The organism is Mycobacterium szulgai, from assembly GCF_002116635.1.
Taxonomy (GTDB): domain Bacteria; phylum Actinomycetota; class Actinomycetes; order Mycobacteriales; family Mycobacteriaceae; genus Mycobacterium; species Mycobacterium szulgai.
On record NZ_LQPW01000178.1, the window covers coordinates 79654 to 93150 of the forward strand.

The window sequence follows — 13497 nt, forward strand, 5'->3', positions numbered from 1 at the left end:
TCCCGCCAGGCGAGTTCGGCCGTCTACTCGGGGCTGACCTCCAGCACCGCGGCCAGTTCCACGAGTTTGGCCTCGTGCTTGTTGGCGTGATGCTGACAGAAGAGAAGCTCGGCACCGTTGGGCAGCTTGGCCCGCACCCGGGCCGCCGCACCGCATCGGTCGCAGCGGTCTGCTCTGGTTAGCTCGGGACTGGTCAGAGTTGCATTCATGGCTTCTCCGTTCTGGCTTGTTCTTAACTGTGTCAGACGTTTGGCGTTTTCGCCTTGTTCCCAGACCGTTATCGGGTGTGTCGTTTCTCACGCGTAATCACGTTGTGAAATGGGGAAAGCTGGAAAGGGTGTGCGTTGCTCCACAGCTGCTAGTCCACATTTGCGGGGTCGCAGATTGGGACCAGGCACGTGACCGCGGCGGGATCTATCCCGGTCCGGGCGAGGAGTTCATCCACCTCTCCACGCCTGAGCAAGTTCACCTCCCGGCGAATCGGCTCTACCGCGGCCGAGCCGACTTGCTGCTGCTGCACATCGACCCGGCGGCCCTGTACGCACCGGTGCGCTGGGAGCGCGGAGTCGAAATCGACCCGGAGTCGATGCTGTTTCCGCACCTGTACGGTCCGCTCCCGGTGAGCGCCGTCATCAAGGCCGTGGCCTATCCGCCTGCCGCCGACGGCACCTTCCCAGTCGCGGCATCGGGCTAGGCGCCCAGATAGGCGTCGGCTTCGATCTCGACCCAAAGCTCCGGAGCTATCAGCGCCGAGACCTCGACCATGGTGGCAACCGGACCGATCTCCCCGAAGACCTCAGCGTGCACTTCACCGATGTCGCGCCAGCGCGAAATGTCGGTCACGTAGATGCGGGTACGGACCACGTCGGCCAGCGTCGCACCGGCCTCCTCAAGTGCAATTCTTATGCGACGCAGGGCATCTCGAGTCTGAGCTGCGACGGTGTCGCCGCTTCCGGTGGTGCCGGCGACCGCCACATGGGGTCCGCTACGCACCGCGCGCGAATAGCCGACGGTGGCTTCGAAATCGGATCCGGACGAGACGTTTTGGCGGTTGGCTGGCATGCGGCCACAGTACGGCGAACGCTCCAGCGGGGCGGCTGCTTTACCTGCAGGGACTCTGCTGGTAGCAGTGCTGTGTGCGAATAACTCCTGCCGGCGCCCTGGTTGCCGTGGCGGCCTTGGTCAGTGGCTGCCTGAGCTGGGTGCACAGCTCGGCACCGACCGCCTCGCTGAACGACGAGGTCCGCGACGGCAATTTCGAGTTCACCGTGAAGGTGATCGACCTTGGCGTGCAAAAGATCGGCTACCAGGTCCCGCAGGGTGTCTTCGTGGTCGTTCACCTCATGGTCAAGAACATCGCCAAACTGCCGAGAACCGTGTACTGCCAAAACCAGATATTGCGAGACCAAGCCGGCAGGAAGTACGACAACGCCGTGACGGTCGGCAGCCGGGAAGACCAGATCAACATCAACCCCGGCAATCAGGTTCACGTGACGTGTGCGTTCGACGTGCCCGTCGGCACGCTGCCGGCCACGCTGCAGGTGCACGACTCGCCCTACTCCAAGGGCGCGACAGTGACGCTGCTCGGCGTGCGCTGAAAATCAGTCCGGGTAGTCGCTCACTAGGGTCCAGTTAACGCTGTACGTGTCTTAGCCTGCACCCTGCGATTCGATTTTCGCAGCGATAACGGCAGGCGGGCGAGGCACCCGTTGCGGCGCCAACTCAATGATTTTCACCCCCAATAACGCACCCAGAGACAGCTTTGCTAGACGCCGCCCCGGAAGCGCTCCGAAGCCACTCGTCGAGCCACCCCGTCGGGACCCGAAATGCGTTGAAAAATAACATTGTTGGGCCGGCGAATGCCCGAAGGAACCCTGGTAACACGATGCGTTTGCTGACGGCGAGAAAAAAATCTGCTGTGTGGTCAAAGCTCGCGACGTGCGTCGCGACTCACTAGTCGGTGGCGGGCCCGCGCGCCGCCAACCGCCGCGGGCCCGCCACGATCGCCCCACCCCCTGAATGCCCTCGGCTCAGGCCGAATGATTTTCGGCGTTTTCAACAGCCGACCCTCGGTATGCTCTGCCAATGTCGCTGACCGTGGCGCCGGAGTGGTTGACGTCGACGTCATCGAATGTGGAGCGCCTCGGTGTGGAACTGAGCGCCGCGCATGCCGCGGCGGCCGTGCCGACCACCGCACTGGCGGCCGCCGCCGGCGATGAAGTCTCGGCGGCGGCGGCCGCGCTGTTCGCCGGGTTTGGCCGGGACTATCAGGTCCTCGCGGCGCAGGCCGGTGGCTTCCAGCGGCAGTTCGCGCGCGCCCTCGCCGACGCGGCGGGGTCATACCAGGCCGCCGATGCGACAGGGGCGTCACTGTTGCGATCGGCCGAGCAGAACGTGCTGGGGGCGGTCAATGCGCCCACTCAGTTGCTCCTGGGGCGACCGTTGATCGGCGACGGGACCAACGGCACGGCCGCGAGCCCCAATGGGGGCGACGGTGGGCTGCTGTACGGCAACGGCGGCGCCGGCTACTCGCAGACCGCGGCCGGCGCGGTCGGCGGCGCCGGCGGGCAGGCGGGGCTGATCGGCAACGGCGGCGCCGGGGGCGCCGGTGGGCCTGGCGCACCAGGCGGCGGCGGCGGGATCGGCGGCTGGCTCCGGGGCAACAACGGCCTCGCCGGAAGCGGTTCGCCGGTAAACGTGTCCGTCCCGTTGTCGATGGACGGAAACTTCCCGATGGTGGGCGTGTCGGTCAACGGCGGCCAGACCGTGCCGGTGCTGCTCGATACCGGCTCGGCCGGCCTCGTGGTGCCGTTCTGGGATGTCGGGTGGCAGCACCTGGGCTTGCCGACCGGGTTCAATGTCATTCGCTACGGCAACGGCGTGGGGATCCTCTACGCCGATTTCCCCACCACAGTCGACTTCGGGGCCGGGGCCGTCACCGCGCCGACCAGCGTCCAGGTTGGGCTCCTGCCATTCCCGACGTCGCTGCCGGGCCTCACCCTCATTGCGTCCGGGCACGCGTTCGGCCCCAGCGGGCACGGCATCCTGGGCATCGGCCCCAACGTCAACGCTTACGCCGCCGACGGGCACGGCAACGTCGTCACCACGGCGCTGCCCGGACAACTCAGCGAGGGCGAACTGATCGACATCCCCGGCGGCCACCTGCAGTTCGGGCCCAACACCGGGACCCCGATCACCTCGGTCACCGGCGCGCCGATCACATCCTTCGACGTGCAAATCGGCGGCTATGACCCCGCCGGGGCGTACTGGTCGGTCACGTCGATCCTGGATTCCGGTGGTAACCACGGCACCCTGCCCGGGGTCGTCCTGGGCACCGGGCAGACATCCGGGGTGTTGCCGCCCGGGACGGTCATATCGATCGCCACCGACAACAACCAGACGCCGCTCTACTCCTACGCCACGACTGCGGCCGACAGCCCCGTCGTCACCGGAAACGTGCCGATGAACACCGGGGTGATGCCGCTCGCGTTGGGCCCCGTGTACATCTCGAATAACCCCATGGGCGTCGGGACGTTGGTGTTCGACTACCCGCCGCCGTAGGCGGTCACTCGGGGTTGTATTCCCAAGGGAAAGCGCGTTCGGGAGGGCCGCTCAGTCCAGGTAGTCGCGCAACACCTGAGAACGGCTGGGGTGGCGCAACTTTGACATCGTCTTCGACTCGATCTGACGGATGCGCTCGCGGGTCACGCCGTACACCTGGCCGATCTCGTCAAGGGTGCGAGGCTGGCCGTCGGTGAGGCCGAAACGCAGCCGTACTACGCCGGCCTCGCGCTCGGAAAGCGTGTCCAGCACCGACTGCAGTTGGTCTTGCAGCAGCGTGAACGACACGGCGTCGACGGCCACCACAGCTTCGCTGTCCTCGATGAAATCGCCGAGCTGGCTGTCGCCCTCGTCGCCGATGGTCTGGTCCAGCGAGATCGGCTCCCGGGCATACTGCTGGATTTCCAGCACCTTCTCCGGCGTGATGTCCATCTCCTTGGCCAGCTCCTCGGGAGTGGGCTCGCGGCCCAGGTCCTGTAGCAACTCGCGCTGGATACGACCCAGTTTGTTGATCACCTCCACCATATGCACGGGGATGCGGATGGTGCGGGCCTGGTCGGCCATGGCGCGGGTGATGGCCTGGCGAATCCACCAAGTGGCGTAGGTGGAGAACTTGTAGCCCTTGGTGTAGTCGAACTTTTCGACCGCGCGGATCAGGCCCAGGTTCCCTTCCTGAATCAGGTCGAGAAACGCCATGCCGCGGCCGGTGTAGCGCTTGGCCAGCGAGACCACCAGCCGCAAGTTGGCTTCCAGCAGGTGGTTCTTGGCGCGATCGCCGTCGCGGCAGATCCACACCATGTCCCGACGCTGGGCGGCGGGCAGCTTCTCGCCGCGGTCGTTGATTTCGGACATCAGCTGGGTTGCGTACAGACCGGCCTCGATGCGCTTGGCCAGCTCAACTTCTTCTTCGGCGTTGAGCAGCGCCACCTTGCCGATCTGCTTCAGGTAGGCGCGAACCGAGTCCGCCGATGCGGTGAGCTCGGCGTCCTTGCGCGCCTGTCGCAGCGCTTCGGACTCGTCTTCGTCCCACACGAAATCGCCGGAGGCCTTGTCCTTTTCGGAGGGCTCGGCGATCTCCTCGTCTTCTTCGGCGGCAGCCTCACCGGGCGCGGCAGCCGCGGGCGCCTCGCCGTCTTCGGACTCCTCGGCGTCACCGGCGTCGAGCTCACCGTCGTCGCTTTCGGACGCGACATCTTCCAAGTCGTCGAGGCTGAGATCGGTGTCGATGTCGAGATCGTCGCCCGGCTCGACGTCGATTTCGGGGTCGATGTCTAGGTCCTCGGCGACCTCCAGGCCGCCGTCGACGTCGGTCGATACTTCGGCGGAATCCCCGGCAGCCTTGGTCGCCGCACCGCGCCCGGCGGCCTTTGCTGGGCCCTTGGCCGGACGGGCTTTCTTCGTGGCGTCGGTGGGATCGGTTTCCTCGTGGGACTTGGCCGCCCGGGTTGCCGTCTTAGCGGCCCGCTTGGCGGGGGCGGCGCCGTTGGCGGCCTTTGCTGGTGATCGCTTAGCGGGGGCCTTGGCCGGAGACTTGGTGGCGGTGCGCTTTACCGGTTCGTCAGTCGCCGGGCTTGCCTTGGTCGCTGCCACATACACCCCTTCGGTTGGACTCACTTCCGGTGGGTCTGGGCATGCGTAACCGAAAGTGTCTGCTATGTCGAATGTCGGCGTTGATATCAGCGTGAGTACTCGCGCGCTATCGGTTGGGCGGCCGCCGACGACCATTGTAACTTCACTGGGCACTTGTACTGCCCGAGCGGGCAAAATCAGTGCGTCACGTCCGTGACTGAAGCCATGGCCGCGCCCACTATCCCGGCGGCGTTCTGCAGGGTGGCGGGGACCACCGGAGTGCGGTTTTCCAGCAGCGGCACCCATTTGTCGGCCTTGCGACTGATGCCGCCGCCGGCGATGAACAGGTCCGGCCAGATGGCGTTCTCAATGGCGACGAGCACGCGTGTCACCTGTTTTGCCCACTTCTGGTAGCTCCAGTCGTAACGCTCTTTGACCGATGACGCGGCCCGTTGCTCGGCTTCCTTGCCACCGACTTCAAGATGGCCGAACTCGGTGTTAGGGATCAGTACTCCGTTGTGGATGAGCGCCGAACCGATTCCGGTTCCAAAGGTGAGCAGCACGACCAAGCCAGAGTTGTTGCGACCCGCGCCGTAGCGTTCCTCGGCCAGCCCGGCCGCGTCGGCGTCGTTGAGAATCGTGACTTGCTGGCCGTCCAGTTCAGCACTGATGACGTCGTGCGCGTTGGTTCCGATCCAGGATTTATCCACGTTGGCCGCCGTCTGCACGACGCCGTGGGTCACCACCCCGGGATAGGTCACCCCGAGCGGACCTGTCCAGCCGAACCCGTTGACGACCTCGGCGATGGTCTTGGCGACCGCCGAGGGAGTGGCGGGTTGCGGGGTCAACAGCTTGAGCCGCTCACCGATCAACTGTCCGGTGTCTAGGTCGACGATTCCGCCCTTGATGCCGCTGCCCCCGACGTCGATGCCGAAGCCGCGACGCCGGGGCGTGTCGTTACCGAGCTCGCTGCTGGTCATCGAATCTCCTCGGCGAGATTGTGCTGTCGGCCCACCTTAAGCCGTGTGATGCGATAGTCCGGTGACCCCACCCCACAATGAACCCGCGCAGCTGCGCTCGGTGGCCGAAACCCTTGCCGCAGAGGCGGCTGCGTTCGTGCGGGATCGGCGCGCGGAGGTGTTCGGCGCGTCTGCCGAGGCCGTCGAAAGCGGTGCGGTGCGAACCAAGACCACCCCTACCGATCCGGTGACGGTGGTCGACACCGAAACCGAACGGCTGTTGCGAGACCGGTTGGTTCGACTGCGGCCGGGTGATCCGATTCTCGGCGAGGAGGGCGGCGGGCCCGATTCGGCGGCCGCCGACACGGTCACCTGGGTGCTTGACCCCATCGACGGCACAGTGAATTTCGTCTACGGCATAGCCGCGTACGCGGTGTCGATCGGAGCTCAGATCGGCGGTGTTTCAGTGGCCGGCGCGGTTGCCGACGTTGTGGCCGGCAAGGTGTATTCGGCGGCGTCCGGCCTGGGTGCGCACGTCAGTGACGCGCAGGGGACCCGGGCATTGTCTTGCAACGGCGTCGACGAGTTGTCGATGGCATTGCTGGGTACCGGGTTTGGATACTCACCGCGACGCCGCACCGTTCAGGCCGCGCTGCTGGCCCGGATGGTCCCGGTGGTGCGCGATGTCCGTCGGATCGGGTCGGCGGCCTTGGATCTGTGCATGGTCGCTGCCGGACAGCTGGATGCCTACTACGAACACGGGCTGCAGCCCTGGGACTCGGCGGCTGGGGCGTTGATCGCGGCCGAGGCGGGCGCGCGGGTTGTGTTGCCGTCGGCGAATGTGAACGGCGCCGGACTGGTGGTTGCTGCGGCGCCGGGAATCGCCGACGAACTGCTAGCGGCGCTCGAGCGATTCGACGGTCTGGGCCCGATCCTGGACTAAGGGGTCAGCAGCTGTTCGCGTGGATCTTTGCCAGCAGCGCATGATCCGCCGGCTCGGTCGCTCCCGGGCGCAAGGTGGCCAGTACCGCGTCGATGTTGTCGCTGTGCGCCAGCGAAGTGAAGTCGGTGCCGAGAGCGAGGTCGACGGAGTCGTCGGCGCGGCTGTCGTGGAACAGCTCGGTGCACGGCGCGACGAGCCATACCGCAGCCGCGGCGGCTTGGCCGGCGGTGCCGAAGCGGATCTGGCCTTGGCAGTTCAGTCGGGTGCCGGCATAAAGCGGGTCGTTGGCCGATGTCGGCTGGGCGAACCCGAGATCCTGCAGCGCGCCGGCGATGTCGGCCGCCTGACCGCCGCGCCCGCTCGCATTGAGCACGCGGACTTTGGTGTCGCTGAGTTTGGCGGGGGAGACGTCGGTCATTTCGCTGCGTTGCACTTGCTCGCCGAGCCTGGTCGGTCCCGCGTCGGCGGCTTGCGGCGGCGGGTTGCACACGGCGGCTTCGCGCACATCCACCGGTCGGGTCAGTGCGACCGTCCACACCACACCCGTCACCACCGCCAGGAAAATGACCACGACGATGGCGGGGCGAGGGTTGCGCCGCCGGAATGGGCGACCGTGCTTGTCAAAGGCGGTACCCTCGGTGATTTGTGCGACCACATGTGCACCTTAGTCCGCCGACGATGCGTGCCGGCACGGCACGTTGAGGAGGCGGACGGTCGGGCTTAGTCCGCCGACGATGCGTGCCGGCACGGCACGTTGAGGAGGCGGACGGTCGGGCTTAGGTCCGCCGACGATGCGTGCCGGCACGGCACGTTGAGGAGGCGGAGGGTCGGGCTTAGGTCCGCCGACGATGGGTGCCGGCACGGCACGTTGAGGAGGCGGACGGTCGGGGTGAGCGGCAACGCTGAACGCACCGTTTAAGGCCGAACACAAGGGTTAGATCGGGGGTGTGACGTAAATCACAGTCGAATCTCCCGAGATACGGGCACGAATCATTTGGTGGATGCGTTCGACGCTGGTACAAAGCGTTGCTTGAACTTTATGAGGGCATGTGAGGGGACAGGACGATGCCTACCGACTATGACGCTCCGCGGCGCACCGAGACCGACGAGGTCTCGGAGGATTCGCTGGAGGAACTCAAGGCACGCCGGAACGAGGCGGCGTCGGCAGTCGTCGACGTGGATGAATCAGAATCCGCCGAATCTTTCGAATTGCCCGGCGCCGACTTGTCCGGCGAAGAGCTGTCGGTGCGCGTCATTCCCAAGCAAGCCGACGAGTTCACCTGCTCGAGCTGCTTCTTGGTGCAACACCGCAGCCGGTTGGCCAGCGAGAAGAACGGCGTGATGATCTGTACCGACTGCGCGGCCTGAGAGCCGCACTCAGCTTCTCAGTGCCGACAGCACCCGCTCGGGGTGACGGCAGCTCACCAGCCAGTACGGCGTCGGATCGTCGGGGTCGTCGAGTACCAGCAGAATCATCGGGCCGACCCACGCTCGGTGCAGAACGAAGGCCGCCGGGTCGAGCTGGCGGCCCAAGGCCGCCGACTTGGCGGTGCGCGGGACTTCGGCGGATCGGGTGATCACGGTGACCGGCAGATGCGCCTCGGCGGCCCATAGTTCGATGCCGTCTGATCCGGCGGTGACCCGGATCTCGATGCGGCCCAGCCACAGCAGTGCACCGGCCGCGACGGCGAACAGCGTGACGAACGGCACCCAGTCGGGCAGGGCGGGAACTCCCTGGTTGACTTCGGTCGCGATCAGCGCAGCGAGCGCCAGCGCGAGCGGCCACCACCACCACGGCACCCAGAGTCGCTCGCGATATCGCACGTTATGCGGCGCGACGCGGGTATTGGACATCCGGTCAAGGGTAGTCTGTGGCCCCGTGTCGACCACTCTTGCCGTTGTTCGCCTAGACCCAGGGCTGCCGCTGCCCAACCGTGCTCACGACGGCGACGCCGGAGTCGATCTGTACAGCGCAGAAGATGTCGAGCTGGCCCCGGGGCACCGCGCCCTGGTCCGTACGGGTGTGGCAGTCGCCGTGCCGTACGGCATGGTGGGGCTGGTCCATCCGCGGTCGGGACTGGCTTCGCGGGTAGGGCTGTCCATCGTCAACAGTCCGGGCACTATCGACGCGGGCTACCGTGGCGAGATCAAGGTCGCACTGATCAACCTCGACCCCGCGACGCCGATCAAGGTGAATCGCGGCGACCGTATCGCCCAGTTGCTGGTGCAGCGGGTTGAATTGGTCGAGCTGGTTGAGGTGTCGTCCTTCGACGAGGCCGGGCTGGCCCAGACATCCCGTGGCGACGGTGGTCACGGTTCCTCCGGCGGACATGCGAGTTTGTGAATGGCATTCGGTAGACGCAAAGGCGACAACGACAGCACTGCCGGCAAGCCGGTAGAACCCGACGTCGAGGCGCCAGTTGACCCCGACGACGGCGAGGATGAGCTGCAGGGGCCCTTCGACATCGAAGACTTCGACGACCCGTCGGCCGCCGAGCTGGCCCGGCTCGACCTGGGTTCGGTGCTGATTCCGATGCCGGCCGCGGGTCAAGTGCAGGTCGAGCTGACCGAGACTGGCGTGCCCAGTGCGGTGTGGGTCGTCACGCCCAACGGGCGTTTCACGATCGCGGCGTACGCGGCGCCCAAGAGCGCCGGTCTGTGGCGCGAGGTGGCCAGCGAGCTCGCCGACTCGCTGCGCAAGGATTCGGCTCAGGTCTCCATCAAGGACGGTCCGTGGGGCCGCGAAGTGATCGGCACCGCCTCCGGCGTGGTGCGCTTCATCGGCGTCGACGGCTACCGCTGGATGATCCGCTGCGTCGTCAATGGGCCGCACGAGACTATCGACGCATTGACCGGCGAGGCGCGGGAGGCGTTGGCGGACACCGTCGTTCGCCGTGGCGACACCCCGCTGCCGGTTCGGACGCCGCTGCCGGTTCAGTTACCTGAGCCGATGGTGCAGCAGCTGCGGGAGGCGGCCGCCCAGCAGGCCGCAGAGCAGGGATCCGAACAAGCCCCAGCACAACAGGAATCCGGTGGGCCGGCTCCGCGTCGCGGCGCCGAGGGATCGGCGATGCAGCAGCTGCGCAGTACCGGTGGCGGTTAAAGCAGTTCGATCGCCGCAAGAGCTGCCAGGCAGGCCGCACCCAACGCGGCGGTGTCCGCGCCGATCTCGTCGAGGGTGACTGTCCGCAGCGCGGCACGCGGCGCGGCGCTCACCCAGTCGAGACCGACCTGTAGCGGGTGGATTGGATCGTCGACGGCGGCGGCCACCCCCAGTGGCGTGGTCAGCCGGGCCAGCTCGGCCCGGCTGGGCCCCACGTAGCCGGCCGCCTCCTCCATTGCGTCGGGCAAATGCGGCCACTGGGCCTGCCACGATCGCGTCAACTCCGCGGCCAGCCAGGGCGGGCTGTCGGCGCGCATCTTCGTCGTCGTCGCCGCCAAACCGTCACTGCGCAACTGTGCCGCGGTGTACCGCGCGGCATGCGCGGCCGGCGCCGATTCGGGCGATCCCGTCCACGGCGGCAGCGCGGCCAGAACGGCGACCGCCCGATCGGGATGAGCCAGGGCCCACGCGGCCGCCACGGCGGCTCCGATCGATACTCCGCCGACGCCGATCGGGCCGCTGCGGGCGGCGTCGTCCAAGGCCGCCAGATAGCCGTTGATCAGCTGATCCGGCTGTGGCGGCGGCGTGACCACCACCGCGCCGGCCGCCCGCAGTGGGCCGGAAAACGCCCGGTAGACGTATTCGTCATCGGAGCCGGTACCGGGCAACAAGACGGTCGTGACACCGCGCAGATCGACAACCACCCTTTGATAGTGCATGGTGCCCAAAACGGGGCCAAAATCACAGTTTGGTCTGCCTAGCGGACGGGAACCAACAGGTCTACGGTGACCGTTGGCATGATGGAATGCCAATCGCTAGCAGTCATTCCGTACCGACGGTGAAGTGTCAGGAGAGGCCATGAAGGCCCAAGGTTATTTGCGCCGGCTCACCCGTCGTTTGACGGAGGACCCGGAGCAGCGCGACGTCGAAGAACTCTCCGACGAGGTAGCCAATACCGGCGCGCAGCGAGTCATCGATTGCCAGCGGGGCCAGGAGGTCACAATGGTGGGCACGCTGCGCAGTGTGGAAACCAACGGCAAGGGATGCTCAGGCGGTGTGCGGGCTGAACTGTTCGACGGCAGCGACACGGTGACGCTGGTGTGGCTGGGGCAGCGCCGGATACCCGGCATCGACTCGGGCCGTACGCTTCGGGTGCGGGGGCGGTTGGGCAAGCTGGAGAACGGCACCAAGGCCATTTACAACCCGCATTACGAAATTCAGCGGTGAACACCCTTAACCGTGAACGCCAGTCGTCTTAGCGCTGATCGCCTGCTGGCACAGGCCGGGGGCATCAGCGGTCTCATTTATTCTTCGCTGCCGATTGTGATTTTCGTCATTGCCTCCAGCGTTTCGGGTCTGTTGGTGGCGATCGGATCGGCGCTGGGCGCGGCCGCGTTGGTGTTGCTCTGGCGGCTCATCCGGCGGGAATCCACCCAGCCGGCGATTTCGGGTTTCTTCGGCGTCGCGGTATGTGCGCTGATCGCTTATCTGGTGGGGCAATCCAAGGGTTATTTCCTGCTGGGCATTTGGATGTCATTGTTCTGGGCGGTCGTTTTCGCCGTGTCGGTCCTGATCCGCCGGCCCGCGGTCGGCTTCCTGTGGAGCTGGGCCAGCGGGCGCGATCGCAGCTGGCGCGAGGTACCCCGCGCCGTCTATGCGTTCGACATCGCCACGCTGGGCTGGACGCTGGTGTTCGGTGCCCGGTTCGTCGTCCAGCACATGCTGTACGACGCCGACAAGACCGGCTGGCTGGGCGTGGCACGCATCGGGATGGGCTGGCCGCTTACCGCGATGGCCGCTCTGGCCACCTACATCGCGCTCAAGGGCGTGCAGCGGGCGATGCCGGCCGAAGTCGTCGACGCCAAAGTCGAAGCAGACGCTATCGACGCTGATGCCCGGCGCGAACAGCCTTAGTTCCAGCTTTACCGGTTGGAGTGTGCGCTCAGGTTTCCGGTGTGTCTGTGCGGCGGGCGGTCAGCTGGTCGGCAGGAACAGCTGGCTCAGTTCCTCTTCCGCCTCGGTGACCGCGACGAAGAGCAATTCGTCGCCGCCTTCCAGCGGTTCGTCGGCTTCGGGAACGATCACCCGCGGTCCGCGCAGAATCGTCACCAGCACGGCATCGCGCGGCAGCTGCAGTTTGCGTACCGGCTTGCCGCCCCACGGGGTGTCGTCGGGCAGGGTGATCTCGACCAGATTGGCCTGACCCCGGCGGAACTCCATCAGACGCACCAGGTCGCCGACGGCCACCGCCTCCTCGATCAGCGAGGCGAGCATACGCGGGGTGGACACCGCCACATCCACGCCCCAGGCGTCGGTGAACAGCCACTCGTTGCGTGGATCATTGACCCGCGCAACCACCCGCGGCACGGCGAATTCGGTCTTGGCGAGCAGGCTGAGCACCACGTTGGCTTTGTCGTCACCGGTCGCGGCAACGACAACGTCGAAATCCTCGAGATGTATCGATTCCAGCAGGCTCAGCTCGCACGCATCTCCCAGGCGCCAGTGTGCGGCCGGAATGGCGTCCGGGTCGAGGTGCTCGGCGTTTCGCTCGATCAGCGTGATCTCGTGCCCGTTGTCCACCAGCTCGCGGGTGACTGAGCGGCCGACAGCACCTGCGCCGGCTACCGCGACCTTCATTTGCCCGGTCCCGTCTCGACGTCCTCGCTCGGGGGTAAGGCCGCGATGGCCACCGCCTCGGCGGCCCGGCCGGAGATGGCGGCCACGTAGACCTGATCGCCGGCCTGCAGAACTGTCTTCGGCTCGGGCAGGATCCCGGTGCCGAAGCGAATCATGAATGCCACGCGGGCCCCGGTGGCCTGCTCCAAATCGGTGGCACGGTGCCCAACCCAGTCCTCGTGTAAGACGACCTCGGAGACCGCGACGGTTCCGGTCGGGTCTCGCCACTTGGCGGTCTCGGTCTCCCGGGTGAGTGCGTTGAGCAGACGATCGGTGGTCCAGGGCACTGTGGCGATGGTGGGGATGCCCAGCCGTTCGTACACCTCGGCGCGCTTTGCGTCGTAAATCCGGGCCACCACGCGCTTTACTCCGAAGGTTTCCCGGGCCAGCCGGGCCGAGATGATGTTGGAGTTGTCTCCGGAGGACACCGCGGCGAACGCGTCGGCGCCTTCGATGCCCGCCCGCAGCAGCACATCGCGATCGAAACCCTGGCCCAGGACTCGCTCGCCGGCGAACTCTGGGCTGAGCCGGTTGAAGGCCGCGCTGTCCCGGTCGATAACCGCGACGTCATGGCCTATCCGGGACAGGCCGTCGGCCACCGAAGACCCGACTCGGCCGCACCCCATCACAACCACCCGCACTTGAGGTCCTTTCGGCTGTGTCCTGCGCGTTGTGTTCGGTGAAAG

18 protein-coding genes are annotated in these 13497 nt (G+C 66.5%); 9 read left to right on the top strand and 9 right to left on the bottom strand.

The window, feature by feature from the left end; genetic code table 11:
- Positions 1–23 precede the first annotated feature (23 nt).
- Complete coding sequence (locus AWC27_RS29405) at positions 24–209, bottom strand: DUF7455 domain-containing protein (protein WP_083113818.1); 186 nt, start codon at positions 207–209, stop codon at positions 24–26.
- Between the two features lie 128 nt (positions 210–337).
- On the opposite strand from AWC27_RS29405, the gene AWC27_RS29410 reads away from it, so the two are divergent.
- Positions 338–694 (top strand): DUF952 domain-containing protein, encoded by a 357-nt coding sequence (locus AWC27_RS29410; protein ID WP_139837304.1) that lies wholly within the window; start codon positions 338–340, stop codon positions 692–694.
- Here the strand turns inward: AWC27_RS29410 and AWC27_RS29415 are convergent.
- Entirely contained in the window at positions 691–1062 is a 372-nt protein-coding gene (locus AWC27_RS29415; RefSeq protein ID WP_085674448.1) for a RidA family protein, read from the bottom strand. The genes AWC27_RS29410 and AWC27_RS29415 overlap by 4 nt on opposite strands.
- Positions 1063–1136: 74 nt before the next feature.
- Here AWC27_RS29415 and AWC27_RS29420 point away from each other — a divergent pair, with 74 nt between their 5' ends.
- The gene (locus tag AWC27_RS29420; RefSeq protein ID WP_085674451.1) at positions 1137–1598 is read left to right on the top strand and encodes a DUF4352 domain-containing protein; all 462 of its coding nucleotides are present in this window, start codon (positions 1137–1139) and stop codon (positions 1596–1598) included.
- A 487-nt stretch (positions 1599–2085) separates the two neighbouring features.
- Positions 2086–3561 (top strand): PecA family PE domain-processing aspartic protease, encoded by a 1476-nt coding sequence (locus tag AWC27_RS29425; RefSeq protein ID WP_085674454.1) that lies wholly within the window; start codon positions 2086–2088, stop codon positions 3559–3561.
- Between the two features lie 51 nt (positions 3562–3612).
- Here AWC27_RS29425 and AWC27_RS29430 read toward each other — a convergent pair whose 3' ends face one another.
- Both AWC27_RS29430 and ppgK read right to left on the bottom strand, forming a co-directional pair.
- Positions 3613–5151 carry an RNA polymerase sigma factor gene (locus tag AWC27_RS29430; protein WP_085674628.1) on the bottom strand — a complete coding sequence of 513 codons (1539 nt, stop codon included), beginning with the start codon at positions 5149–5151 and terminating at the stop codon, positions 3613–3615.
- Between the two features lie 176 nt (positions 5152–5327).
- Entirely contained in the window at positions 5328–6110 is a 783-nt protein-coding gene (gene ppgK / locus AWC27_RS29435; RefSeq protein ID WP_085674457.1) for a polyphosphate--glucose phosphotransferase, read from the bottom strand.
- A gap of 61 nt (positions 6111–6171) precedes the next feature.
- Between ppgK and AWC27_RS29440 the strand changes: the two genes are divergently transcribed.
- Positions 6172–7032: an inositol monophosphatase family protein gene (locus AWC27_RS29440; RefSeq protein WP_085674459.1), complete on the top strand. Its 861-nt coding sequence runs from the start codon at positions 6172–6174 to the stop codon at positions 7030–7032.
- A 4-nt stretch (positions 7033–7036) separates the two neighbouring features.
- Here AWC27_RS29440 and cei read toward each other — a convergent pair whose 3' ends face one another.
- The gene (gene cei, locus AWC27_RS29445; protein WP_085674462.1) at positions 7037–7687 is read right to left on the bottom strand and encodes an envelope integrity protein Cei; all 651 of its coding nucleotides are present in this window, start codon (positions 7685–7687) and stop codon (positions 7037–7039) included.
- A 410-nt stretch (positions 7688–8097) separates the two neighbouring features.
- Here cei and AWC27_RS29450 point away from each other — a divergent pair, with 410 nt between their 5' ends.
- Positions 8098–8400, top strand: a complete 303-nt coding sequence (locus AWC27_RS29450; RefSeq protein WP_083113809.1) for a DUF4193 domain-containing protein — start codon at positions 8098–8100, stop codon at positions 8398–8400.
- 9 nt (positions 8401–8409) lie between these two features.
- Here the strand turns inward: AWC27_RS29450 and AWC27_RS29455 are convergent, their stop codons facing one another.
- Positions 8410–8886 (bottom strand): DUF3093 domain-containing protein, encoded by a 477-nt coding sequence (locus AWC27_RS29455; RefSeq protein WP_085674465.1) that lies wholly within the window; start codon positions 8884–8886, stop codon positions 8410–8412.
- A gap of 25 nt (positions 8887–8911) precedes the next feature.
- Between AWC27_RS29455 and dut the strand changes: the two genes are divergently transcribed.
- Together dut and AWC27_RS29465 are read left to right on the top strand one after the other, a co-directional pair.
- On the top strand, positions 8912–9376 hold the full coding sequence (dut, locus tag AWC27_RS29460; protein ID WP_085674467.1) for a dUTP diphosphatase: 465 nt from the start codon (positions 8912–8914) through the stop codon (positions 9374–9376).
- Positions 9377–10135 carry a DUF3710 domain-containing protein gene (locus AWC27_RS29465; RefSeq protein WP_085674470.1) on the top strand — a complete coding sequence of 253 codons (759 nt, stop codon included), beginning with the start codon at positions 9377–9379 and terminating at the stop codon, positions 10133–10135.
- On the opposite strand, the gene AWC27_RS29470 is transcribed toward AWC27_RS29465, so the two are convergent.
- Positions 10132–10839, bottom strand: a complete 708-nt coding sequence (locus AWC27_RS29470; protein WP_085674631.1) for a hypothetical protein — start codon at positions 10837–10839, stop codon at positions 10132–10134. The two genes, AWC27_RS29465 and AWC27_RS29470, sit on opposite strands and share 4 nt — an antisense overlap.
- A gap of 154 nt (positions 10840–10993) precedes the next feature.
- Here AWC27_RS29470 and AWC27_RS29475 point away from each other — a divergent pair, with 154 nt between their 5' ends.
- Positions 10994–11362: an OB-fold nucleic acid binding domain-containing protein gene (locus AWC27_RS29475; protein WP_085674473.1), complete on the top strand. Its 369-nt coding sequence runs from the start codon at positions 10994–10996 to the stop codon at positions 11360–11362.
- A gap of 12 nt (positions 11363–11374) precedes the next feature.
- Positions 11375–12049: a DUF3159 domain-containing protein gene (locus AWC27_RS29480; protein WP_085674475.1), complete on the top strand. Its 675-nt coding sequence runs from the start codon at positions 11375–11377 to the stop codon at positions 12047–12049.
- A gap of 60 nt (positions 12050–12109) precedes the next feature.
- Here AWC27_RS29480 and AWC27_RS29485 read toward each other — a convergent pair whose 3' ends face one another.
- Entirely contained in the window at positions 12110–12772 is a 663-nt protein-coding gene (locus AWC27_RS29485; protein WP_085674478.1) for a potassium channel family protein, read from the bottom strand.
- A complete protein-coding gene (locus tag AWC27_RS29490) occupies positions 12769–13452 on the bottom strand; it encodes a potassium channel family protein (RefSeq protein WP_083113802.1) in 684 nt (227 codons plus the stop codon). The genes AWC27_RS29485 and AWC27_RS29490 overlap by 4 nt, the downstream gene beginning before the upstream one ends.
- Positions 13453–13497: the final 45 nt, after the last annotated feature.